At 73.0% G+C, this 21,747-nt stretch carries 17 protein-coding genes; 8 read left to right on the top strand and 9 right to left on the bottom strand.

Annotation, left to right across the window (positions count from 1 at the left end; translation table 11 throughout):
- The first annotated feature begins 36 nt into the window (after window positions 1-36).
- From ACIGO6_RS12330 to ACIGO6_RS12320, 3 genes are all read left to right on the top strand, one after another.
- Window positions 37-927: an MBL fold metallo-hydrolase gene (locus ACIGO6_RS12330; RefSeq protein WP_399874767.1), complete on the top strand. Its 891-nt coding sequence runs from the start codon at window positions 37-39 to the stop codon at window positions 925-927.
- 124 nt (window positions 928-1,051) lie between these two features.
- Complete coding sequence (locus tag ACIGO6_RS12325) at window positions 1,052-1,648, top strand: TetR/AcrR family transcriptional regulator (RefSeq protein ID WP_399874766.1); 597 nt, start codon at window positions 1,052-1,054, stop codon at window positions 1,646-1,648.
- 127 nt (window positions 1,649-1,775) lie between these two features.
- Window positions 1,776-3,002: an MFS transporter gene (locus ACIGO6_RS12320; RefSeq protein ID WP_399874764.1), complete on the top strand. Its 1,227-nt coding sequence runs from the start codon at window positions 1,776-1,778 to the stop codon at window positions 3,000-3,002.
- A 405-nt stretch (window positions 3,003-3,407) separates the two neighbouring features.
- On the opposite strand, the gene ACIGO6_RS12315 is transcribed toward ACIGO6_RS12320, so the two are convergent.
- The 3 genes from ACIGO6_RS12315 to ACIGO6_RS12305 all read right to left on the bottom strand — a co-directional run bounded on the left by ACIGO6_RS12315 (window position 3,408) and on the right by ACIGO6_RS12305 (window position 7,673).
- A complete protein-coding gene (locus ACIGO6_RS12315) occupies window positions 3,408-4,700 on the bottom strand; it encodes a DUF6379 domain-containing protein (RefSeq protein WP_399874762.1) in 1,293 nt (430 codons plus the stop codon).
- 64 nt (window positions 4,701-4,764) lie between these two features.
- Window positions 4,765-6,108, bottom strand: a complete 1,344-nt coding sequence (locus ACIGO6_RS12310; protein ID WP_399874760.1) for an MFS transporter — start codon at window positions 6,106-6,108, stop codon at window positions 4,765-4,767.
- A 293-nt stretch (window positions 6,109-6,401) separates the two neighbouring features.
- A complete protein-coding gene (locus tag ACIGO6_RS12305) occupies window positions 6,402-7,673 on the bottom strand; it encodes an ROK family protein (RefSeq protein ID WP_399874758.1) in 1,272 nt (423 codons plus the stop codon).
- A 136-nt stretch (window positions 7,674-7,809) separates the two neighbouring features.
- Here ACIGO6_RS12305 and ACIGO6_RS12300 point away from each other — a divergent pair, with 136 nt between their 5' ends.
- Genes ACIGO6_RS12300 through ACIGO6_RS12280 form a run of 5 tightly spaced genes read left to right on the top strand, consistent with a single transcriptional unit; the run spans window position 7,810 to window position 11,795 of the window.
- On the top strand, window positions 7,810-8,877 hold the full coding sequence (locus ACIGO6_RS12300; RefSeq protein WP_399874756.1) for a Gfo/Idh/MocA family protein: 1,068 nt from the start codon (window positions 7,810-7,812) through the stop codon (window positions 8,875-8,877).
- On the top strand, window positions 8,874-9,794 hold the full coding sequence (locus ACIGO6_RS12295; RefSeq protein ID WP_399874755.1) for a sugar phosphate isomerase/epimerase family protein: 921 nt from the start codon (window positions 8,874-8,876) through the stop codon (window positions 9,792-9,794). Before ACIGO6_RS12300 ends, ACIGO6_RS12295 begins: the two co-directional genes overlap by 4 nt.
- 19 nt (window positions 9,795-9,813) lie before the next feature.
- Window positions 9,814-11,313 (top strand): GMC oxidoreductase, encoded by a 1,500-nt coding sequence (locus ACIGO6_RS12290; RefSeq protein WP_399874753.1) that lies wholly within the window; start codon window positions 9,814-9,816, stop codon window positions 11,311-11,313.
- A 9-nt stretch (window positions 11,314-11,322) separates the two neighbouring features.
- Window positions 11,323-11,613: a hypothetical protein gene (locus tag ACIGO6_RS12285; protein ID WP_399874751.1), complete on the top strand. Its 291-nt coding sequence runs from the start codon at window positions 11,323-11,325 to the stop codon at window positions 11,611-11,613.
- Window positions 11,610-11,795, top strand: coding sequence for a hypothetical protein (locus tag ACIGO6_RS12280; RefSeq protein WP_399874749.1), 186 nt, complete (start codon window positions 11,610-11,612; stop codon window positions 11,793-11,795). The genes ACIGO6_RS12285 and ACIGO6_RS12280 overlap by 4 nt, the downstream gene beginning before the upstream one ends.
- Window positions 11,796-11,828: 33 nt before the next feature.
- On the opposite strand, the gene ACIGO6_RS12275 is transcribed toward ACIGO6_RS12280, so the two are convergent.
- The 6 genes from ACIGO6_RS12275 to ACIGO6_RS12250 all read right to left on the bottom strand — a co-directional run bounded on the left by ACIGO6_RS12275 (window position 11,829) and on the right by ACIGO6_RS12250 (window position 21,680).
- On the bottom strand, window positions 11,829-12,308 hold the full coding sequence (locus tag ACIGO6_RS12275; protein WP_399874747.1) for a hypothetical protein: 480 nt from the start codon (window positions 12,306-12,308) through the stop codon (window positions 11,829-11,831).
- Window positions 12,309-12,423: 115 nt separating this feature from the next.
- Window positions 12,424-14,274: an ABC transporter ATP-binding protein gene (locus ACIGO6_RS12270; RefSeq protein WP_399874745.1), complete on the bottom strand. Its 1,851-nt coding sequence runs from the start codon at window positions 14,272-14,274 to the stop codon at window positions 12,424-12,426.
- 108 nt (window positions 14,275-14,382) lie between these two features.
- The gene (locus ACIGO6_RS12265; RefSeq protein ID WP_399874743.1) at window positions 14,383-15,024 is read right to left on the bottom strand and encodes a phosphoribosyltransferase; all 642 of its coding nucleotides are present in this window, start codon (window positions 15,022-15,024) and stop codon (window positions 14,383-14,385) included.
- Window positions 15,025-15,146: 122 nt separating this feature from the next.
- Window positions 15,147-15,809: a dienelactone hydrolase family protein gene (locus ACIGO6_RS12260; RefSeq protein WP_399874741.1), complete on the bottom strand. Its 663-nt coding sequence runs from the start codon at window positions 15,807-15,809 to the stop codon at window positions 15,147-15,149.
- Between the two features lie 130 nt (window positions 15,810-15,939).
- Window positions 15,940-18,387 (bottom strand): SWIM zinc finger family protein, encoded by a 2,448-nt coding sequence (locus tag ACIGO6_RS12255; protein WP_399874904.1) that lies wholly within the window; start codon window positions 18,385-18,387, stop codon window positions 15,940-15,942.
- Between the two features lie 362 nt (window positions 18,388-18,749).
- The gene (locus ACIGO6_RS12250) at window positions 18,750-21,680 is read right to left on the bottom strand and encodes a DEAD/DEAH box helicase (protein WP_399874740.1); all 2,931 of its coding nucleotides are present in this window, start codon (window positions 21,678-21,680) and stop codon (window positions 18,750-18,752) included.
- Between the last annotated feature and the right edge of the window lie 67 nt (window positions 21,681-21,747).

Here is a 21,747-nt window from a genome sequence, read left to right as displayed (position 1 = left end):
TCAGCCCGACCACAACACCACGAAGGAGAGCCGGCCTTGCCCACCACCGAACTCACGGAACAGCAGTACGGCGGAGTCACCGTGCTGGTCGGCGCCGACCTGGGCGCCTACCCCTACGCCAACTCCGTGCTCGTGCGCGGCACCGCCGAAACGCTGGTCGTCGATCCGTCGCTGTCGCTCGTCGGAGCGGCACCCCCTGCGGACCTGGTCCTCGTGAGCCACGCGCACGAGGACCACGTCGCAGGTCTCGCCGAATACAACGTCCCCGTCCGCGTCCACGAGAAGGACCTGGCCGCGCTGCGGTCACGCGAGGTCATGGTCGAAGGCTACGGCCTCCCCCCGGACGCCGCCGAGCGTACCGACGCGATGCTGCGCGACCAGTTCCACGTGCGGGATCGGCCCGACGCCACGGGGTTCGAGGACGGCGCGGTGTTCGACCTCGGTGGCCGCACCGTGACCGTCGTCCACCTTCCGGGCCACACGGCGGGCCACTGCGGCTTCCTGATCGAGCCGGACGGCTTCCTCTACGTGGCGGACATCGACCTGACCTCGTTCGGTCCGTACTACGGAGACGTCGGCAGCAGTCTCACGGCCTTCGAGGCTTCGATGCGCCGATGCCGGGAGATCGGTGTCCGCTGGTACGGCACGGCCCATCAGAAGGGTGTGATCGAGGGCGCCGGGGAGTTCCGCAGGCGGCTCGACGCCTTCGTCGGGGTGGTGGAACGACGGGACGCGAGCCTCCTGGCGTATCTCGACGAGCCGCGGACCGTCGAGGAGATCGCCGAGCACCGGCTGGTCTACCGCCCGCACGTCGAGGGCCCGCACGTGGAGCCCGTCGAGCGACGGACCGCGGTGCAGCACCTGGGACGGCTGATAGACACGGGACGGGTCACGGAGGTCGAACAGGGGAGGTTCCGCGCGATGTAGACGAACCGCTCTTCGAGGATGCGCGGGTGCAGGGTGTCCATCCCTCCCTCACCGTGCCGTCGCCGAGGTCGGGTAGTGACACCACTATTGGATGGGTCGATCCAAAACCTGCTACGCTCGGGTCATGGCCCGACCGAGGACCTTCGACGAGGAACGGGCCCTGGACGCGGCGATGCACACGTTCTGGGAGAAGGGCTACGAAGCCACCTCCACACAGGACCTGTGCGACGCCACCGGACTGGGGCGCAGCAGCATCTACAACACCTTCAAGAGCAAGCACGACCTCTTCGAGCGTGCACTGGCCCGCTACATCGACTCCATGACGACCCCCCAGCTGGCCGTCCTGGAGGACGTGCGGCTCAGCGCCGCCGACCGCATCCGCACCCTGTTCACCATGGTGATCGACGGCGAGACGGAACACCGGGCGGACGGACGCGGCCGCGGCTGCCTGACCGTGAACACCACGGTCGAGCTGGTCGCCCGGGACGCCCGTGCGGCCGACATGCTGGAACGCGACACCACCCGCCGACTGGCGGCGCTCCGCACCGTGTTCGAGGAGGGCCGGCGGGACGGCAGCATCACCTCGTCCCGCGACCCCGGAGCACTGGCCCGCTTCATCAACGCGACGATCGGCGGCATACGCGTCTCCAGCCAGGGCGGTGCCGACCGGGCCGCACTGGAGTCGATCGCCGAGATCACCATGGACGCGCTCACCGACTGACGGCGCACACCGCCCCCCGGGCCCGGCCCACGCATGGGCAAGTTTTGTACTGACCTATACATAACCTGACGAGACGCCGCCCCGCGGGACACCGCCGGGCCGCGCGCCCCCCGAAGGAGACCGAACCGTGCCTCGTGCCGTATACGTCCTGGCGCTCGGCATCTTCGCCATGGTGACCAGTGAGTTCGTGGTCGCCGGGCTGATGCCGCAGATGGCCGAAGGACTGGAAGCGACCATCCCTCAGATCGGTTACCTGATCACCGCGTTCGCGGTGGCCATGGCGGCCGGCGGCCCGTTCCTGACCATGGCCCTCATGAAGTTCCCGCCGCGTACGGCACTGATGGTGCTGTTCGCCGTCTTCCTGGCCGGCAACGTGCTGGCCGCCACCGCGACCGGCTACGGCACGATGATGGCCGCGCGGATCATCACCGGCATCGCCTCCCAGGCCTTCTTCGGCGTGGGCATCTCCCTGTGCGTCCAGATCACCCGCCCCGAGGTCCGCGGGCGCGCGATCGCCGTGGCGATGAACGGCCTCATGCTCGGCACCCTGCTCGGCCTGCCCGTCTCCACCCTCGTCGGCGAGCGCTTCGGCTGGCGCGCGGCGTTCTGGACCATCACCCTGATCACCGTGATCGCCGCCGTCGCCACCCTGTTCGGCGTGCCCCGCATCGACCGCGCGGAGGGCGGCGGCGGCTTCCGCCAGGAGGTCGGCGTCTTCAAGAAGCCCAAGATGTGGCTGGTGCTGTCCGGCAGCACGCTCATCATCGGCGCCACCTTCTCCGCCTTCAGCTACTTCAACCCCATCCTCACCGACGTCACCGGCTTCTCCACCGGCACCGTTCCCCTGCTGCTGATCGCCTACGGCGCCGCCACCGTCCTCGGCAACAACGTCGTCGGCCGCTTCGCCGACCGGCACACCGTCCCGGTACTCACCGTCGGCCTCGTCCTCAACGCGGTGTTCCTGACCGGCTTCGCCCTCCTGGCCGGCCTGCCCGCGCCGGCGATCATCTGCATGATGGGCATCGGCCTGGTCGGCGTCACCATGAACCCGGCCATGGTGACCCGCGTCCAGCGCACCGGCAACGCCGGCCCGCTGGTCAACACGGTGCACTCGTCCTTCATCACCCTCGGCGTCATCCTCGGCTCCTCCGTCGGCGCCGTGGTGATCGACGCCTGGGGCCTGCGCGCACCGCTCTGGCTCGGCGCGGTCATGGCGGTCATCGGCCTGGCCACCGTCCTGCCCGACCTCGGCCGCCGCTCGGCCACCGCCGGCTCGACGACGGTGCCGGACCGCGCCCCGGTGGCCGCCGCACCGGACGGCGGTGCGCCCGCCAAGCAGACCGAGCAGGTCTGACTCCAGGGCAACCCGCGGTGGGCGACGCGAACCCGAGCGGCGACACAGGGTTGAGGAGAGAAGCATGAACTCGTCGGCAGCGAAGGCGGGTTCGTCACCGGCGCGGCATCACATCGCCGGGGTGGGGAGGAGCGCCTGTGCGCCGGCAGCACCGCAGGGTTTCCGGCGACGGACTCGTACCGCGGGTCGGCCTCGCCGAGGCTCAGCACGGCCGCCGCGCCTCCCACCAGCCCGGCGACCTCCCGGATCAGTTCCGCGCTCGCGACGTCCTCGTCGAGCGTGGTACCGATCCGCACCGCCGAGAGCGACTCGTACCGTCCCGCCACACGCACCGCCCTGTGCACAGGGCAGCCTGCACCGGTAACCAGTACGTCGCTCACGTGAGGGGCGTACAGGACCCGGCCGTCAGTCGAGGTCCGCGCTCAGGGTCCGCAGCAGGGCGTGCTGGCGGCGGACCTGGTCGCGGCCCCGGTACGGCTCGCGGCGGCCCTCGTACTCGCTCGACAGCCAGCCCTGCCAGCCGGCCGTGCTCAGCGTGGCGATGATCTCCGGCCAGGGGATGTGCAGGTCCGTGAGCCGGTCGTCGATCTCGAAGAACTTCGCCTGGACGAAGTGCACGTGCGGCAGTACGTCGGCCAGGTCGGACAGGGGAACGGCCAGGGGTTCCAGGAACGCGGGGCGCTTCTTGCCCTCGAAGCCCTCGTGGCCGTCGTCGACCGGTGCCGTCTGGAAGATGCCGGTGTCGACGAGGAGCTTGAAGTGGTCGCTGCCCGTCCGGTCGATGAAGTCGAGGTATGCCTGGGTGACCGGGTGCTTGATCGGGGTGGGGCTGTGGATCTCCGGGCAGATGACGATGTCGAGGTCGGTGGCGAGGTCGAGGACGCGTTCGACGGCGGGCTGCCAGATCGGGTGCGGGTCGAGTTCCGGGGTGACGACGCCGAACTTGGGGCGGATCGACGTGAAGCCGAGCAGCTTGGCCAGGCGCAGGTCGCGTGCGAGCTGGGCCCTGCCTTCCTCGACGGTGAGGTCGCGGTCGCGCCACATGGCGGTGTCGACCCAGGAGCCGTAGTTCGTCGGGGTGAGTCCGTACCGGTCCAGCAGCCGGTGCCAGGTGTCGATCCAGGCCGGGTCGGGGTGCGGGTAGCCGGGGATGTTGCCTTCGCCGAGGATCTCGATGCCGGTGGCGCCGAGGTCGGCGATGTCGGCCATGGCGTCCTCGAGGGTCATCGAGGTGTAGAGGTCGCCGGAGTAGCTGTAGAGGGAGACGCCGTGGCGCAGACCGTGGGTCGCGGTGCCGTCGGGCACGATCGTGGCCGCGGCGGTGGAGCGGAACACCGACGGTCCGGCGATCTCCGGGATGTAGGGCCTGCGCAGGTGGACGGCGACCTCGATGCGATGGACGCCCGCGCTCAGGCCGCCGGGGTGGGGGACGAAGAGCGTGGCGGGCTCGTCGAGCTGCCACCGTACGTCCGTGGAGGCGCGGAGTTCGTCGAGGGAGAAGGTGCGGCCCTGCAGCGTCCAGCGCTGCTCCTGACGGGGGAAGGAGTGGCCGTCGACCACCACGTCGGCGCCGTCGACGAGGCTGCCGGCGATGCCGCGGTAGTTGGGGTTGCGCAGTTGGAGCTGGAAGCCCGTGGCGCCGGTGTCGTCGGTCGTGTTGCGGAAGCCTCGCTGCTGGATGATCGGGCGTTCGAGCATGGTCGTCCTTCGTTGTTCGGTGCGGGGAGTGCGTGGAGGGGGTGGCCCGGCGTCGGCGCCGCGGTCAGGCGGGGTGCCGCTCCAGGTCGTACAGGCGCATGCAGGCCGCCTGGACCAGGCAGAGCACGGCCGGGAGGCCGACGAAGGCCCACTCGATGGCGCGGCTCGCACCGGCGGAGACGTGGTCGGCGCGATAGCCGCCCCAGGCGAGCGCCCAGGCGAAGAGGGAGCCGCCGAGCGCGGTGCCCACCTTGGTGGCGAAGCTGTAGCCGGCGTAGAGCAGGCCCTCGTCGCGGCGGCCGGTGAGGGTCTCGTGGTGGTCGACGGTGTCCGAGACGAGCGCCGGCGCGGCGACGAAGCCGAAGCCGCCGAGCAGGTTGGCGAGGAGGAACACGGCGATGAACGCGGCCGGCTGTCCGTCCAGGAAGAAGAGGAGGACGTACAGGGCGGCCGTCGCGACGAGGCCGATGACGATGCCACGGCGCTTTCCGGTACGGCGCAGACACCAGGGCGTGACGAGGGAGCCGGCCAGCGCGGAGGCGGAGAAGGCGAGCAGGATGTAGCTCGTGGCCCAGGTGTCGTTCAGGACGTCGCGGGCGTAGTAGACGGCGCCGGCGGTGATGATGCCCAGCCGGACGAAGGCGGCCAGGGAGGCGGCGCTCACCCCGAGCCAGTGGCGGTTGCGGGACAGGGAGGCGAGGGCGCGCAGGGAGGTGGCCTCGCGGGCGGCCGGCGGGGCGGGGCGTTCCCGGCACAGCAGGGCGACGATCCAGTAGAGCAGGGTGCCGGCCGCGCCGAGGACGATCGCCATGCCGGTGAAGCCTCGGGCCCGGTCGGCGCCGCCGAGGGCTTCGGCGAGCGGCATGACGGCGAGGGAGACGGTGATCAGGCCGAGCGAGGCGCCGACGAACCGGTAGCCGCTCATCTTCAGGCGGGTGTCGGTGTCGTCGGTGAGCATGGGCAGCATCGCGCCGTAGGGGACGTTGACGAGCGAGTGGCACACGCCGACGACGACGAAGGTGACCGCGGCCCAGATCACCGCCGTGGTGCCGGTGCCGGGCGAGGTGAAGGCCAGGGCGAAGGCGAGGCCGAGGACGGGCGCGGCGAAGATGAGGTAGGGGCGGGCGCGGCCGAAGCGGGTGCGGGTGCGGTCGACGGCCAGGCCGACGACCGGGTCGATGACGGCGTCCGCGATCCGGCCGATCAGCAGGATGGTGCCGGCGGTGGCGGCGGTCAGGGCGGCGACATCGGTGTAGAAGAACAGCAGGAACGCCGTCAGCGTGGTCCAGGTCAGGTTGGACGCCAGGTCGCCGAGCCCGTAGCCGAACTGGGCGGACCTGGTCAGTGGACGCGGCTCGGCGGAGGACGGGGCGGCCACGCCGGTGGCGGGTGAGGGCACGGCACTCATCGTCGAGTCCCTTCGGGAGGCAGGGGCGGGCCGCCGCGACGCGCGAGAGGCGGAGCGGGAGGGCGGCTGCCGGTGACTGCGGCGGACGTCGTCCTGAGTCCGCTCACTGCCGTGGGAACTTATGCACGCGCCAGACATAAGTCAATGGTTTCAGGGGGAGCCTGTGCGCGAGATCGGCATACGGATGCGTCACCCCGTCGGTATCCGTCAACCGGCATCCGTGTGCCGGCCTCCGTGTGCCTGCACGCGTGGCCCGGCGCCCGTGGACCCGGGCGGGGGAGGCCGAGTGTGCGTCAGGCTCCGCCCACGAGCCGGGCGGGCTCCACCGCCGACGGCTTTCCGTACGGCGCCCAGGCCGCGAGCGCGTCCGCCGACAGGAGGGCCTCGACGGCGAGCTGGGCGCCGCCCATGACGCCGCCGGTGTCGCCCGCGGCGGAGGCTCGGATGCTCAGGTCCGCCGAGGCCAGGGGCAGGGCCCGGCTGCGCACCGTGTGGTCGACGACGCGCAGGAAGGTGTCCGCGCCGGTGACCGCGCCGCCGCCGAAGACCAGGCAGTCGGGGTTGTAGAAGTTCACCAGGGCGGCCATCAGGCTGCCGATGCGCTCACCGGCCCGCGCCACCGCGGTCAGGCACCACGGGTCCCCGGCCGCGACACCGAGCCCGATGTCGGCGGGCGTGATCTCCCCGGTGGCCCGGTGGATGTCGGCCAGGAAGCGACTGCGCCCCTCGTGGACGGCGGTGACCGCGTCCCGGGCCAGTGCCCAGCCGCCCGCGAGCGCCTCCAGGCAGCCGGTCCGCCCGCACCGGCACATCACGGAGCTGTCCTCCAGTACGCGCGCGTGCCCGATGTCGCCGGCGGAGCCCTTGCTGCCTCGGTGGATCCGCCCCCCGCCGACGATGCCCGCGCCGATGCCGGTGCCGGCCTTCACGTAGATCATGTGCCGGTCGTCGTCGAGTCCCGTGGTCCAGGCCTCGCCGAGGGCCAGCAGGTTGGCGTCGTTGTCGACCCAGGCCGGCACGCCGTAGCGGTCCTGGAGGCGTCCGCGCAGGTCGTAGCCGTCCCAGCCGGGCATGATCGGCGGCTGGGAGGGACGCCCCGTCGCGAACTCCACCGGCCCGGGGATCCCGATCACCACGGCCCACAGGCGGGCCGCGTCGCGCTTCTCGAGCAGGCCCGCGAACTGGCCGTCGAGGAATTCGAGCGTCTCCTCGGGGCCGCGCGCGACGGGCCACTCCAGGTGCCGGTGTTGCAGCACGCCGGCGTCGAGATCGGTCACCGCCACGTCGAGCGCCGCCACCCCGAGCACCGCCGACAGCACCAGCCCTTCCTCGGAGCGGAACCGCAGTCGCCTGGGCGCCCGGCCGCCGCTCGACGGGCCGGTGTCGGCGTCCTCCAGGAGGCCCAGTTCCATGGCCTCCTCCACCCGCTGGGAGATGACGGTGCGCCCCAGCAGGGCGGCGGCACCCAGTTCCGGGCGGGTCCGGGCCCGGTTGCGGCGCACCAGGCGCAGGACGGTGGCGAGGGCCTCGTACTGGTCGACGGCGGTCGGGGGGCGGCGTGACATGCCGACATCATTCCGCACTTCTGCCGTGACGGAGCACACTCTTGACGACTTTTGCTTGCGACGTGCAATAGTGCTGTCCGTCCATGCGCATCACTACGCATACAGATACTCATCGCAGGAGAAGCCGGAGGCTGCCATGACGCAGCAGGTACAGGCCGCGATCGTGGGCACGGGCTTCATGGGGTCCGTCCACGCCCGTGCCGTCACGGCGGCGAGGGGCCGGGCGCGCCTGGTCGCCGGCAGCTCGCCCGCCCGCGCCCGGGAGCTGGCCGAAGCCGTCCCCGGTGCCGCGCCGGCCGCCTTCGAGGACGTACTGGCCTCGGACGTGGACGTCGTCCACATCTGCACGCCCAACCATCTGCACCACGACATGGCCCGGCGGGCACTGGAGGCCGGCAAGCACGTGGTCTGCGAGAAGCCGCTGGCGGTCTCGGTGAAGGAGGCGGACGACCTCGCGCATCTCGCGGCGCGGACGGGCCGCGTGGCCACCGTGCCCTTCGTCTACCGCTTCTACGCCTCCGTACGGCTGGCACGCTCGCTGATCGCGGCCGACGCCCGCGGGCCGTGGCTGCTGCACGGCTCCTACCTCCAGGACTGGCTCGCCGACGCGGAAACCGACAACTGGCGGGTGGACGCAGGGCGCGGCGGCGGCAGCCGGGCCTTCGGTGACATCGGCATCCACTGGTGCGACCTGATGGAGTTCGTCACCGGGCAGCGCATCACCGCCGTGCAGGCCACGCTCGGTCGCGCCCACCCCGTCCGCGCGGGCCGGGCCGTCGCCACCGAGGACGGCGGAGTGATCTCCTTCCGCACCGACACCGGAGCGCTCGGCTCCCTGGTCGTCAGCCAGGCCAGCGCCGGACGCAGGAACCGGCTGTGGTTCTCCTTCGACGGCCCGGACGCCAGTTACGTCTTCGACCAGGAGAACCCCGAACGCCTCTGGATCGGCGGCCGGGACGCCGACCGCGTGCTGACCCGCGACCCCGCACGCGACGGGGGACGCCCGGACGCGCTCCCGCCCGGCCATCCGCAGGGCTACCGCGCGTGCTTCACCGACTTCGTCGCCGACACCTACGCCGCCGTACGGGGCGAGAGCGTCGACGGCCTGCCCACCTTCGACGCCGGGCTGCGCGCCGCCCGCCTGACCCAGGCCGTGCTCGACTCGGCCGCCGACGACGCCACATGGACGGAGGTCCCCGCATGAAACTCGGCATGCTCACCGCCTGCCTGCCCACCTGGCCGCTCGAGGAGGTCGCCGGCTGGGCCGCGCGAGCCGGATACGACTGCCTGGAGGTCGCCGTCTGGCCCGGCACCGGCGGACGCGACTTCGAGGCGGCGCACATCGACGTCGCCCGCTTCGACGCGGCCGAACGCGAGCGCGTACAGCGGCTGACGGAGGAAACCGGCCTGGAGATCTCGGCCCTGGCGTACTACGAGAACAACCTCCATCCCGACCCCGTCCGCCGCGAGGAGATCCGCACCCACCTCAAGCACGCCGTCGACGCGGCCCAGGCCCTCGGCGTGCCGTACGTCGGCACCTTCATCGGCCGCGACCCGGCCCGCAGCGTGCCCGAGAACCAGCGGGAGGCCGAACGCGTCCTGCCCGAACTCGTCGACCACGCGGGCGAACGCGGCGTGAAGCTGATCATCGAGAACTGCGTGATGGAGGGCTGGCACCCCGACGGGCATCCCGGCAACATCGCCTACTCCCCCGAGCTGTGGGAGTGGATGTTCTCCCTCGGCCTGTACCTCAACTGGGACCCCTCCCACCTGATGTGGCTGGGCATCGACCCCCTGGCCACCATCACGCCGTACGCCGACCGCATCGTCCACGCCCAGGCCAAGGACATCGAGCTCGACCCCGTCGCCCGCAACCGGTACGGCTTCTTCGGCACCACCGCCAAGAACGGCGACCCCTGGGCCACCGGCTGGTGGCGCTACCGCGTCCCGGGCCGCGGCCAGGTCGACTGGGCCCGCGTGGTCGACCGCCTCTACGAGGCGGGCTTCACCGGCACCCTCTCCGTCGAGCACGAGGACCCACTGTGGGGCGGCACCCCGGACAAGGTCCGCCAGGGCCTGACCATCGCCCACCACACCCTGCGCCCCCTCGTCATGGCCTGACCCTCACCCGGAGCCCTCCATGTCCCTCCCCTCGGCATCCTCCTACGACCTCGTCGTCGTCGGCAGCGGCCCCGCCGGCAGCACCTACGTACGCGAGGTGTACGACCACCACCCCACCGCCCGCATCCTGCTGCTCGACGCCGGTCCGCGGCTGACGGACGTGCCGGGCGCGCACGTGAAGAACATCCCCGACCCGGGTGAACGCGCGCTGGCCCAGCACGCCTCCGAAGGTCCCGGCCCGGCCGGTCGACCCGGCACCCGCCTGCTCGGCGCCCCCGACCTCCCCGCGGCCGCCCTCTCCACCAACGTCGGCGGCATGGGCGCCCATTGGACCGGCGCCTGCCCCCGCCCCGGCGACGGCGAACGCATCGGCTTCATCCCCGACACCGAGATGGACGCCCACCTCGCCCGGGCCGAACAGCTCCTGCGCGTCGACACCCACGCCTTCGACCACGCCCCCTTCGCGGACGAGGTACGCGCCCGCCTCTCCGCCCTCTTCGACCCCGGCCGGCCGGACCACCGCCGGGTGGCCCCGATGCCCCTGGCCGTCACCAGGCGCCCCGACGGCGCCCACACCTGGAGCGGTACGGACGTCGTCCTCGGCCCGGCGGCACGCGACCCGCGGGTGGAGATCGCCGACCGCTGCCTGTGCCTGCGCGTCGTCCTGGACGCCGGCACCGCGACCGGAGTGACCGTACGGAACCTGGCCGACGGCGAGGAGCGGACGGTCTCCGCACGGGCGGTCGTCGTGGCCGCGGACGCCCTGCGCACCCCGCAACTCCTGCACGCCTCCGGCATCCGCCCGCCCGCGCTGGGCCGCTACCTCAACGACCAGCCGCAGATCGTCCACGCCGCCCGCCTGCCCGACGACGTCGTCACCACCCACCGCGCCGTCACGGACCGCGCCCGCGACGAGGACGGCGCCATCGTCCCCCAGAGCGGCGTCAGTTGGGTCCCGTACACCGATGCGCACCCCTTCCACGGCCAGGTGATGCAGCTCGACGCGTCACCGGTCCCGCTCGCCGACGACACGACCGTCGAGCCCGGCACGGTCGTCGGACTGGGCTGGTTCTGCGCCAAGGACATCACCGCCGAGGACCGCGTCGAGTTCGACGACACCACGACCGATGCGTACGGCCTGCCCGCCCTGCGCATCCACTACCGCTACACCGAACGCGACCTCACCACGATCGAAGAAGCGAAGAAGGCCGTCACCGAAGCGGGCACCGCCGTGGGGATCCCCCTGGACGACTCCCCCGTCCTCCTGCCCGCGGGCAGCTCGCTGCACTACCAGGGCACCACGCGCATGGGGCCCGCCGACGACGGCACCAGCGTCTGCGACAGCCACAGCCGCGTCTGGCACACCCGGGGCCTGTGGGTCGCGGGCAACAACGTCATCCCGACCGCCACCGCCTGCAACCCGACGCTGACCTCTCTCGCCCTCGCCGTCCGAGGCGCCGCATCACTCCTGCACCACCTGCACTCCACCACCGGACACGGCCCGCTGCGCCGCTCGTAGGATGCCTGGATGCCCGAGCCGATACGGATGAGCCGCCGCACGTGGGTGGTCGCGTGGGCGGTGCTGTGCGCGACCGGCATCGCCGCCACCGTCGCACTGAACGCTTCCTCACCACAGGGCCCGCAACCCGAGAAACCCGTCAGCGAGGAGTGCGCCGAGTACATCGCGGACATCGAGACGCAGCTGGCCGAGGCCAAGCAGGACGGCAAGGACGACGGAGTGCTGACCTTCTCCCGACGCAAGGCCGGCTCGGACGACTGCAGCGACGAGATCCGCGACCACTTCGGGGACGACCGGTGAGCCGCCGCACGGCGCTCGCCTCGCTGGCAGCGCTGGCCTGCATAGGTGCGGCGGCGATCATCGCCGTGGGTACCGCGCCGGAACCGGAGCCGCAGCCCACGCCACCACGGGTGTACTCCTCCTGCCTGGCGGCCGACACCCGGCCGATGCCTGCGGGTGCCGACCCGTGCGACGGCCGCTGAAGAACGGCTGGGTGCGGCGACCGGTTCGCCTCTTCACTCGGCCAAGGTGCGCCAGATCTGCACGAGACAGTACTGATCCGTGCCGTTCAGCCTCTTCTCCCTCAGCGGAGGAACCTCCAGAGTGCGCCACGAAAGCGGTGAGACGAAGGGGCCGCTTTCGCTGTTGAACATCCACTGCCACCGCATCCTGTACACCCCGGGCGACGGCAGGATCAGCGGGACCTCTTGCCGACCCCCGTCGAGGGTATGGACGGCCAGGTCGCCGCCGGGGAGTCGCACCTGCACCTCTTCCCGTCCGAACCACGGGGCATCCTCTTCCGGAGGGCGGGTGGACCAGCTCTCCAGCCGCACGGTGGCCCGAATCACCTGGGCCGGTACCTGCATGTACACGAGGCCGGGAGCGGAGAGCAACCACTTCGTGGAGTCCGCGTCCAGTCCATGGATGTCGACGGTCGTGTCAACCAGCCCGAAAGTGCGGTAACTCGGAGAAACCAACGCGTCGAACACGTCCATTAGCCTGCTCAAGAGATACCTCTCGCATCGTCGTGACGGTCTCGTACTCCCCAGAGATCAAACAGAGGTCGAGGCGTCCGCCAGGACTTGGCACGGACGTCACGCCGCCCTGTGGTCAAGGGTGTCCGGAAACCGACTCGGTCACGTGGACCGGGCTTTCGAGGGCCGACTCGGCGCTCTCGCCGAGGAAGCCGCCCGACTGGTGCTGCCACAGCTTGGCGTAGGCACCGTTCGCCACGAGCAGTTCCTCGTGGGTGCCCTGCTCGACGACGCTTCCGCGGTCGAGGACGACGAGACGGTCCATGCCGGCGACGGTGCTCAGGCGGTGGGCGACCACGAGGGCCGTACGTCCCTCCATCAGCCGCCACAGGGCGTCCTGGACGAGGAGCTCGCTCTCCGAGTCCAGGGCGCTGGTCGCCTCGTCGAGCAGCAGGATCGGGGCGTCGCGCAGGATGGCCCGGGCGAGGGCGACGCGCTGGCGCTGGCCGCCGGAGAGTTTGACTCCCCGCTCCCCCACCAAGGTGGCGAATCCGTCGGGAAGATGGTCCGCGAACTCCGTGACGTGCGCGGCCGCGGCCGCCGCGTGGATCTCGTCGTCGGTGGCGCCGGGGCGCGCGAAGGCGATGTTGTCCCGCAGGCTGCGGTGGAACATGGCGGGTTCCTGCGGGACGTAGGCGATCAGTGAGCGCAGGTCGGTCTGGCGCAGCCGACTGATGTCCTGACCACCGATCAGGATGCGTCCCTCGTCGATGTCCGACATCCGCAGCAGAAGCCGGGTGAGGGTGGTCTTGCCGCCGCCGGACCTGCCGACCAGACCGATCCGTGCGCCCGCCGGCACGTCCAGGTCGAGTCCCTCGAAGATCGGCTTCGCACCCGAGTGGGCGAAGGTCACCGCCGCGAAGCGGATGCCGGTGTCCTTCGGTGCGAGCGGTTCGGGCTCCGTCGGGTCGAGCACGGTGGGCGGGTCCAGCAGCAGCTCCGTGAACTGCGCGGCTTCGGTCATCGAGCTTTCCAGCCGCCGGTAGATCTGGTTGAACTCGAACATGATCTGGGTCGCGTTGGAGTAGTAGGTGAAGGCGACGACGACCTCCTCCACTCCCTGACCGGGGCCACCGAAGGCGATGGCGACGAGCAGACCCAGCACGTTGGTCAGCACGGACATGGGGGCGATCAGGGTGTCGACGCGCAGATTGCCGTAGTCCCACGACCGCAGCGTCAGGCGCCGGGAGTCCGCGACGCGGCTGCGGTGTTCGTCGGCCTCGCGCCGCTCGGCCGCGAACGCCCGGATGGTCTCCATGTTCATCAGGCTGTCGGCGACGTGGCCGGAGACCCGGGCGATCGCCGCCTCACGGTCGTTGACGAGCCGCTGCCGCCGACGGATCAGTGGGGTCGCGGCCACCACCGTCAGCGCGATCATCAGAAGGAGGCCGGCGACCAGCATCGGTTCGTAGCTCCACAGCACCACGGCACCGAACACCAGGGGGACGAGGCTGCCCACGATCCGGTACGTCACCGTGTCGACGAAGTCCTCGAAGCGCTTGCCGAAGCTCAGCACCCGTTTGGTCAGGGAGCCGGCGAAGTTGTCGTGGAAGAACGCCGCGTCCTTGGCGAGGAGTTCGTCCATGCCGCTCACGTACAGGTGCTCCATGCCGAGGGCGTCCACGCGGTTCAGGCAGTGCTGCCCGACCCGCCACACGGCCTCGGCGAGCAGCAGCGTCACCCCGAAGCCCACCACGTACGGCAGCGCCGAGGTGAGGGTGAGCCCGCCGTCGCCGGCGGCCTGTCCCGCCAGTTTGGCGATCAGCAGCGGGGCGACGTACCGGATGCCGATGTTGCCCACGGCCGGCAGCAGCAGCGCGGGCAGGGCCAGTAGTCGTAGGCGCAGCAGTTCCCGGCCGTAGTGGCGCAGCGCCAGAACGACCGCGCTCCTGCCCGGCGTCGGCGCTCGTGTGTCTGTTGTCCCCATCACACTCCCGGAGTTTCGGAGGTCGGAAGTGTCCCGTCAGGGGACGTTCTCGGTCCAGGCATTTACGGCGCACTGGCGAGAATCGGACACCGGTGGGTTCTCTTGGGTTCAGTGCTCGCGGAGTGTCCCGATCACCTCTTCGTCGCTCACCTGATCGAAGTCCTCGTACCAGAGGCCGACCGCCTGGAAGTCCGGCGGCTGGTACAGGCAGACGACGTCGTCGGCTTCCGAGCGCATCTCGGCGCAGGATTCCGGCGCGCCGACGGGGACGGCGAGGATCAGGCGGGCGGGGCCCAGGCGGCGCAGGTACCGCAGGGCGGCGCGGGCGGTGGCGCCGGTGGCCAGGCCGTCGTCGACGACGATCACGGTCCGGTCCTTGATGTCGGGCGCGGGGCGGTCGCCCCGGTACAGCAGGTTGCGGCGGTGCAGTTCGGCGCGCTCGCGTTCCACGTCCGGGACGAGGCGGTCCTCGCTCAGACCGAGCATCTCCAGGGCCCGCGTGTCGAAGAGCGGCGGGTCGTCGCCGACGATCGCGCCGATGCCCGCCTCCGGTCGGCCGGGCAGACCGATCTTGCGTACGACCAGCACGTCCAGCGGCGCGCTCAGGGCCCGGGCGATCTGGACGGCCACGGGGACACCGCCTCGGGGCAGGGCGAGGACGACGGGGTCGGGGAGGTCGCCGTCCGCGGCCCATTCCATGAGGCGGAGGGCGAGTTCCTGGCCGGCTTCCTTGCGGTTGGGGAATCGCATGGCCTGGTGACCGCCTTTCTCATGTCTCATGCGGGGCGAAAGGGGTGCGCACCGGCGCCACTGTTCGGGGTTTCCTGCCGCACGCCGGTGAAACCGCGGCGGGCCGCCGGCCGCGCGCGGCTTCAGCCGCCGCCCATGTGGTCGCGGAACCAGTCGGCGGCGGCCTCGGTGACCTGCTCGAGGGCGCCGGGTTCCGGGAAGAGGTGCGTGGCGCCCGGCACGACGTGGAGGCGGTGGGGTGCCGACAGCTCTTCGGCAGCCTCCCGGTTGAGCTCCAGTACGGTCGTGTCGCTGCCGCCCACGATGAGCAGAACCGGGGCGGTGACCTGGGGCAGTGCGTCGCCGGCCAGGTCCGGGCGGCCTCCCCGCGACACCACCGCGGACACCCGTTTCGGCCGCCCGGCCGCCGCCGCCAGCGCGGCTCCCGCCCCCGTGCTCGCCCCGAACAGGCCCACGGGCAGATCCGTGGTGTCCGGGCGGCGCTCCAGCCAGTCGACGGCGTCCGACAAGCGGCGGGCCAGCAGGGCGATGTCGAAACGGTGCCGGCCGGTGTCGATGTCCTCGCGCTCCTCGTCCTCGGTCAGCAGGTCCAGCAGCAGCGTGCCGAACCCGGCCCGGTGCAGTCCGGCGGCGACGGCACGGTTGCGGGGGCTGAATCGTGAGCTGCCGCTGCCGTGCGCGAACAGGACCACCCCTCGCGCCCCGGCGGGAAGCGTCAGGTCGCCGTCCAGCCTCACCCCTCCCGAGGGGACCTTCGCGGTCTGCGAGACGGTGTGCGAGACCATGAGTACTCATCTCCCTGAGGCCGGGAGGCCTTTCTGGGTCCGGGGGACGGGTACCCACCGAAGGCCTCGACGCACCGGTCGGGACGGTGGTCGGGCGGGTCGGGACGGTGGTCGGGGCGGGTCGGGACGGTCAGAGGTCGCCCGCTACGCCCAGGCCCGTCAGGGCGCCGACGGGGTCGAGGTCGGGGGTGCCACGCGGCCACCAGTCGTCGCGGCCGGGCTCCGACTCGTAGGCGTACCAGAGACCCGTCCGGCCGAGTCTGAGCTGGACGTGGCCCCGGGGATGGGTGAGGCGGTTGCGCCAAGGGCGGAAGGCGGGGAGGTCGGCGGCGAGCAGCAGGGGGCGGGCGCGGTCGAAACGACCGGCCGGCGGGTCCCAGGGCTCCTCCAGGACGTCGAGGCCGTCCGGGCCGCCCTGCCGCCAGGCGGCCACGGCGCGCGCCAGCTCCGCGGTCCCTCGACCGGCGGCCGAGGCGAGGGCCGCGTAGAGCGCGCGGGTGCCGGCGGTGAGTCCGGAGCCCGGTCGGGCCGCGGCGAGGCGGACGGCGTCCTGCCACAGCGACAGCCCACCGACCGGGTCGCGGCCCGTGGTGAGCAGCGTGTGGGCGCGGGCGGCGGCGTCGGTGGCCAGCTGGTCCAGGGCGAAGGGGTCGGGGCCGCCCGGGGCCGCCGGACAGGCCGGGGGCTGTTCGGGATGCGGCGGCGCGGGCAGCGGGGCCGGGAGGGGCGGCCGGATGCGCGCGGCCAGTGCCTCGGCGGCCCGGACGCCGGGCAGCGGGGCCGGTCCGCGGTCCTGGGCGGCGCGGGCGGCACGGGCCGCGTTCAGCCGGGACAGGGCGTCGAGCAGCTCGCGTTCGCCCCGGCCGCGCAGCAGGAGCAGGACGAAGGGGTCGGCGTCGAGCAGACGTGCCGTCTGGTAGCAGAGGGCGGCGGCATGCTTGCAGGGGTGTCCGGAGTCGGGGCAACTGCACTGCGGGGCGAGGTCGCCGGGGCCGGGAAGCAGGGGGACGCCGCAGTCGGCCAGGGAGTGGGGCAGCTCCTTGTCGAGCAGCGCGGCGATGTGCCCGGGCCGCTCGACGGCCGCGTCCAGGAACCGCTGCCAGTCGTCGTCGCCCAGGGTGCGCAGCCGCACCTGCACGCGGTACGGCCGGGGCCGGCTGCCCTGCACATAGGCGAGGACCAGGCCGGGCGTCACGGTGATGGCATCGACGTGTCCCCGCTCGGCATACCCGCGCCCCCGCGCCAGCCGCGCGGCGTCCAGGGCGCCCTCCTCCAACGCGGTCACCCACGCGTTGCCCCACCACGTCCCGGCGAAGCCCTCGTCCGCCGCCGCCCGGGGCGGGAGCGCGGGGAAGGTACGACGCAGCTCGCCGTCACGGCCCGGGGCGGCCATGGAGCGGGGGGCGCGGGGGGTCCCGGGCGGCGAGGGCGGGAGCGACCGGCCGTGCGCCGCGGGGCGGCCACGCTCCGGAGGCGGAACCGCCTGGCGACGGGGCGACGGGGAGCCGGAGCCGTGCGACGACGCGGGCCGGAGCCACGGCTCGCCGCGATCGGCATCGGCATCGCGATCGCGATCGGGATCGGGGTCGGGGTCGGGGTCGGGATCGGCAACGGAATCGGCCAGGTCGCGGTACGGGGCCGGCATCGCGACGTGGGAGGACGTGGGAGCAGATACGGGGGTGGGGTTCGGGCCGCGCGACGCGTCCGGCTCCGCGCGCGAAGCCATCACCGGGTTCCCTACGGAAGGCCCACCGGCGGACTCGAGGGAGGTCCGAGCGGGCTCACCAGAGGCCCCGGCGGACTCACGGGGGGTCCCGACGGACTCACGGGAGGTCCCGACGGACTCACGGGAGGTCCCGACGGACTCGCCGGGAGTCCCGACGGACTCACGGGGCGTCCCGACGGACTCGCCGGGAGTCCCGACGGACTCACGGGGCGTCCCGACGGACTCACGGGGCGTCCCGACGGACTCGCCGGGAGTCCCGACGGACTCACGGGGCGTCCCGACGGACTCGCCGGGGGTCCCGACGGACTCGCCGGACGACTCGGCGGGTCTCCCAGACACCCCTGCAAGGTCGCCAGACGACCCGGCAGGCCTTCCGAAGGCCCCGGCAAACTCGCCCGAGGACCCCGCAGGCCCTCCCGAGGTCGGCGGCTCACCGGCCGAGGTCGGGGGCTCACCGGCCGGGTCCGCCTCGGCCTCCGGGGGCAGCCGGAACGCGTCCGCGATGAACTCCCGCACGGCACGGGCGCGGGCGTCGGCGGTGCGCGAACCGCCGGTGCCGTGCAGGCGACGGGCCGGGCCGGACAGCCGCCGTGTGCTCGCCGCACCCTTGGTGGCGGTGTCCGCCCGAGCCTGTCGGCGCGCCGCCCGCAACGCCTCACGCGCCACATCCGCCGGTCGCCCCTCGCCCTCGGTCCCTGAGCCGGGGCGAGCCGCGGGGGTCGCACCGCCGGGAGGAGTCACTGGAGCAGGGGCGGTCTCCTCGTCCGGAGGGGTCGACGGGTCACCGACGGGGCCCGCCGCGTCGTCGGAGCGGTCCGTCGGAGGCAAAGCGGTCGCTGCCTCGGAAACCATCGGCTCAGCCGGCCGGGTCACCTCTGCGGGCCGATCCCCTTCCTCCGCGGGGGTGCCGGGCGTGGCCTGCGGGCCGCCGTCCGCCGTCGCGCCCCGTTCTGCCCTGGCGCCGTCGTCCGCCCCCTCGTGCCGGGCGAGCCGTGCGACCCGTGCGCTGCGCAGCGCCGCGCGGGCGATGTCCCCGGGGCGTGTCCCGGGGTTCTCTCCGCGCTTGCGGTCCCGGTCCCGGTCGGCATGGTCCTGCCCTTGCTCCGGCGCCGGCTGACGCTCCGTGGCGTCGGCGGTGGAGTCGCCCGGCGCCTCCTCCCCGCGCTCGCGTGCCTCGCGCAGGGCGCGGCGTGCCTCGTCGGCGGGCCGGGGGGTCATGACGGCCTCCGCAGGGACACCAGGTCGGACAGTTCACGCACGGTCAGCTCGGTGAGGGCCGCCTCGCCGGAGCCGAGGACCGCGTCGGCCAGGGCCCGTTTGGACTGGAGCATCTCGGCGATACGGTCCTCCACCGTGCCCTCGGTGACGAGGCGGTGGACCTGGACCGGCTGGGTCTGGCCGATGCGGTAGGCGCGGTCGGTGGCCTGTTCCTCGACGGCCGGGTTCCACCAGCGGTCGAAGTGCACGACGTGGCCGGCGCGCGTGAGGTTCAGGCCGGTGCCGGCGGCCTTCAGGGACAGGACGAGGACGGGGGTCTCCCCGCTCTGGAAGCGGTCCACCATGCGCTCGCGCTCCGGCACCGGCGTACCGCCGTGCAGGAGGTCGACGGGGACCGCCCGGGCGGTCAGGTGGGAGGTGATGAGGCGGGCCATGCCGACGTACTGCGTGAAGACGAGCGCCGAACCGTCCTCCGCGAGCACCGTGTCCAACAGCTCGTCCAGCAGGGCGAGTTTGCCGGAGCGGGCGGTCAGCCGGTCGGCTCCGCCCGGCGGGCGCTCCTCCTTCAGGAACAGCGCGGGGTGGTCGCAGATCTGCTTCAGTGAGGTCAGGAGCTTGAGCACGAGGCCCCGGCGGCCCATGCCCTCGGCCGCCTCGATGGCGAACATCGACTCGCGCACGACCGCCTCGTACAGCGCGGCCTGTTCGCGGGTGAGCGGGACGGGGTGATCCGTCTCGGTCTTCGGCGGCAGCTCGGGGACGATGCCCGGGTCGGACTTCCTGCGGCGCAGCAGGAAGGGCCGGATCAGCCGGGCGAGGCGCTCCACCGCCTGCTCGTCCTCGCCGTTCTCCACCGCGCGCGCGTGCCGGGCGCGGAAGGACTTGAGGGGGCCGAGGAGCCCGGGGGTGGTCCAGTCGAGCAGGGCCCACAGCTCGGAGAGGTTGTTCTCCACCGGTGTGCCGGTCAGGGCGACGCGCGCGGGGGACGGGATGGTGCGCAGGGCCTTCGCCGTCGCCGAGTACGGATTCTTGACGTGCTGCGCCTCGTCCGCGACGACCATGCCCCAGTGCTGCTCGGCCAGCGTCGCCGCGGCGGACCGCATCGTGCCGTACGTGGTGAGGACGAAGCCGCCGGTGAGGTCGTCCAGGGTGCGGTCGGCGCCGTGGAAGCGGCGGACGGGGACGCCGGGCGCGAAGCGGGTGATCTCCCGCTGCCAGTTGCCCAGCAGTGAGGCCGGGCAGACCACCAGGGTCGGCTCGGTGCGGGCGCGCTTGAGGTGCAGGGCGATGACGGTGACCGTCTTGCCGAGGCCCATGTCGTCGGCGAGGCAGCCGCCGAGGCCGAGGGAGGTCATGAGGTCGAGCCAGGCCAGGCCGCGCAGCTGGTAGTCGCGGAGCGTGGCGTGCAGGCCGGGCGGCGCCTCGGCGGGGCGTACCCCGGCCGTGAGCCGGTCGCGCAGGGCGGCCAGCGCGCCGACCGGCACCACGTCGACCGTCTCGCCGTCGGCCTCCGCGCTGCCGGTGAGGGCGACGGAGAGGGCGTCGACCGGGTCGAGCAGGCCCAGGTCGCGCTTGCGGGCGCGGCGGACCAGCGCGGGGTCGACCAGCACCCAGCGGTCGCGCAGCCGGACGACCGGACGGTGGGCCTCGGCGAGGGTGTCCATCTCGGCCTCGGTGAGCGGGTCGCCGCCGATCGCCAGCTGCCAGCGGAACTGGAGAAGGTCCTCGCTCTCGAAGAAACCGGTGCCGTCCGTCGCCGAGCCGGGCGCGGGCCGGACCACCGCGGTCGCGGTGAGGTCCTGGGCGAGGTCCCGGGGCCAGTGGACGGCGACTCCGGCGGCGGCGAGCCGGCCGGCCGCCACTCCCAGCAGGTCGGTGACCTCCTCCTCGGAGAGGCCGAGGACGTCGGGCACGTCCTGCTCGGTGAGCCGGTCGAGCGGGGGCCAGACCCGCGCCGCGCGCCGCACGGCGAGGGCGGCGTCCACGCGCGCGCGGGGGCCGAACGCCGCGTCGGCCGCGCCCGACCACAGGTCCGCCGCGTCGGCGACGAGGGTGGGGTCGGCGAGGCTGTGCACCTGGACGACCGCCGCCCCCGCGCGGCGCGCGCCGCCGAGGCCCTCTCCGTCGCCCTCCCCGTCGAAGAGGTCGTACGCCGACAGGTCCAGGCGGAGCGAGATCCGTACGCCCGCGTCCATGCCGGCGGCGACCTCCGCGGCCCAGTCGTGGGCGTCGGGCAGGCGCTGGGCCGTGCGGGCGGCGAAGGGACGGCCCGAGGCGTGGGGTGCGGCCGGGGTACGGGGCAGGGTGTCGGCGACCGCGTCCAGGAAGGCGCGGACCAGTGCTTCCGGCTCCGGCAGCCGGATCGGGCCGGGGCCGTCCAGCGGGACCGCGTGGCCCTCCGGGGGCAGGGCGGCGGCCACCGCGCGCAGATGCGCGATGTCGTCGGGGTCCAGGGGGCCGGCCCGCCAGGCGTCGTGCCCGGTCGCCGTCAGCCCGGGCAGCAGTCGGCCGCGCGCGGTGAGCCGCAGGGCGTGCAGGGCGGCGGCGCCCCAGCAGGCGGTGGCCGGGTGGGCAACCGGGTCGTGCCGGGCGCTCACCAGCAGGGGCAGCGCCTGGGCGAGCGGGAGGGACAGCGCGGGCGTCGTCCTGCGCCGGACGCCGGCGCCGTGCGGCCGTACGACGGTGAGCTGTGTGGGTTCCCCGTGCCGGTCGCCGCGCTCGGCGGACGGCGCGGCGGCGGAGCCGTCGTCGGGGTCCCAGAAGGCGATCCGCCCGTCGCGCGGGAGCGGTGCGGGCAGGAAGACGGCGGCGAGCCGGAGGGGAACGGACGGAACCACACCCTCCGACGGCCCCGCCGCTTCTCCCGCAGCGTCGGGCTCCCCCGCTCGTCCGGTGGCCCTCGTGCCCACCACAGCCATGTCGCTCATACGTCCTGTCACCTCCCGCCCGTGTGCCGGATCAGATGTCTTCGACTCTACGGGCGGGGTCTGACAA

The organism is Streptomyces sp. NPDC053750, assembly GCF_044544295.1.
In the GTDB taxonomy this organism is placed as follows: Bacteria; Actinomycetota; Actinomycetes; order Streptomycetales; family Streptomycetaceae; genus Streptomyces.
Note: the sequence above shows the minus strand (reverse complement) of the source record. Positions and strands in the feature narration are given on the sequence as shown.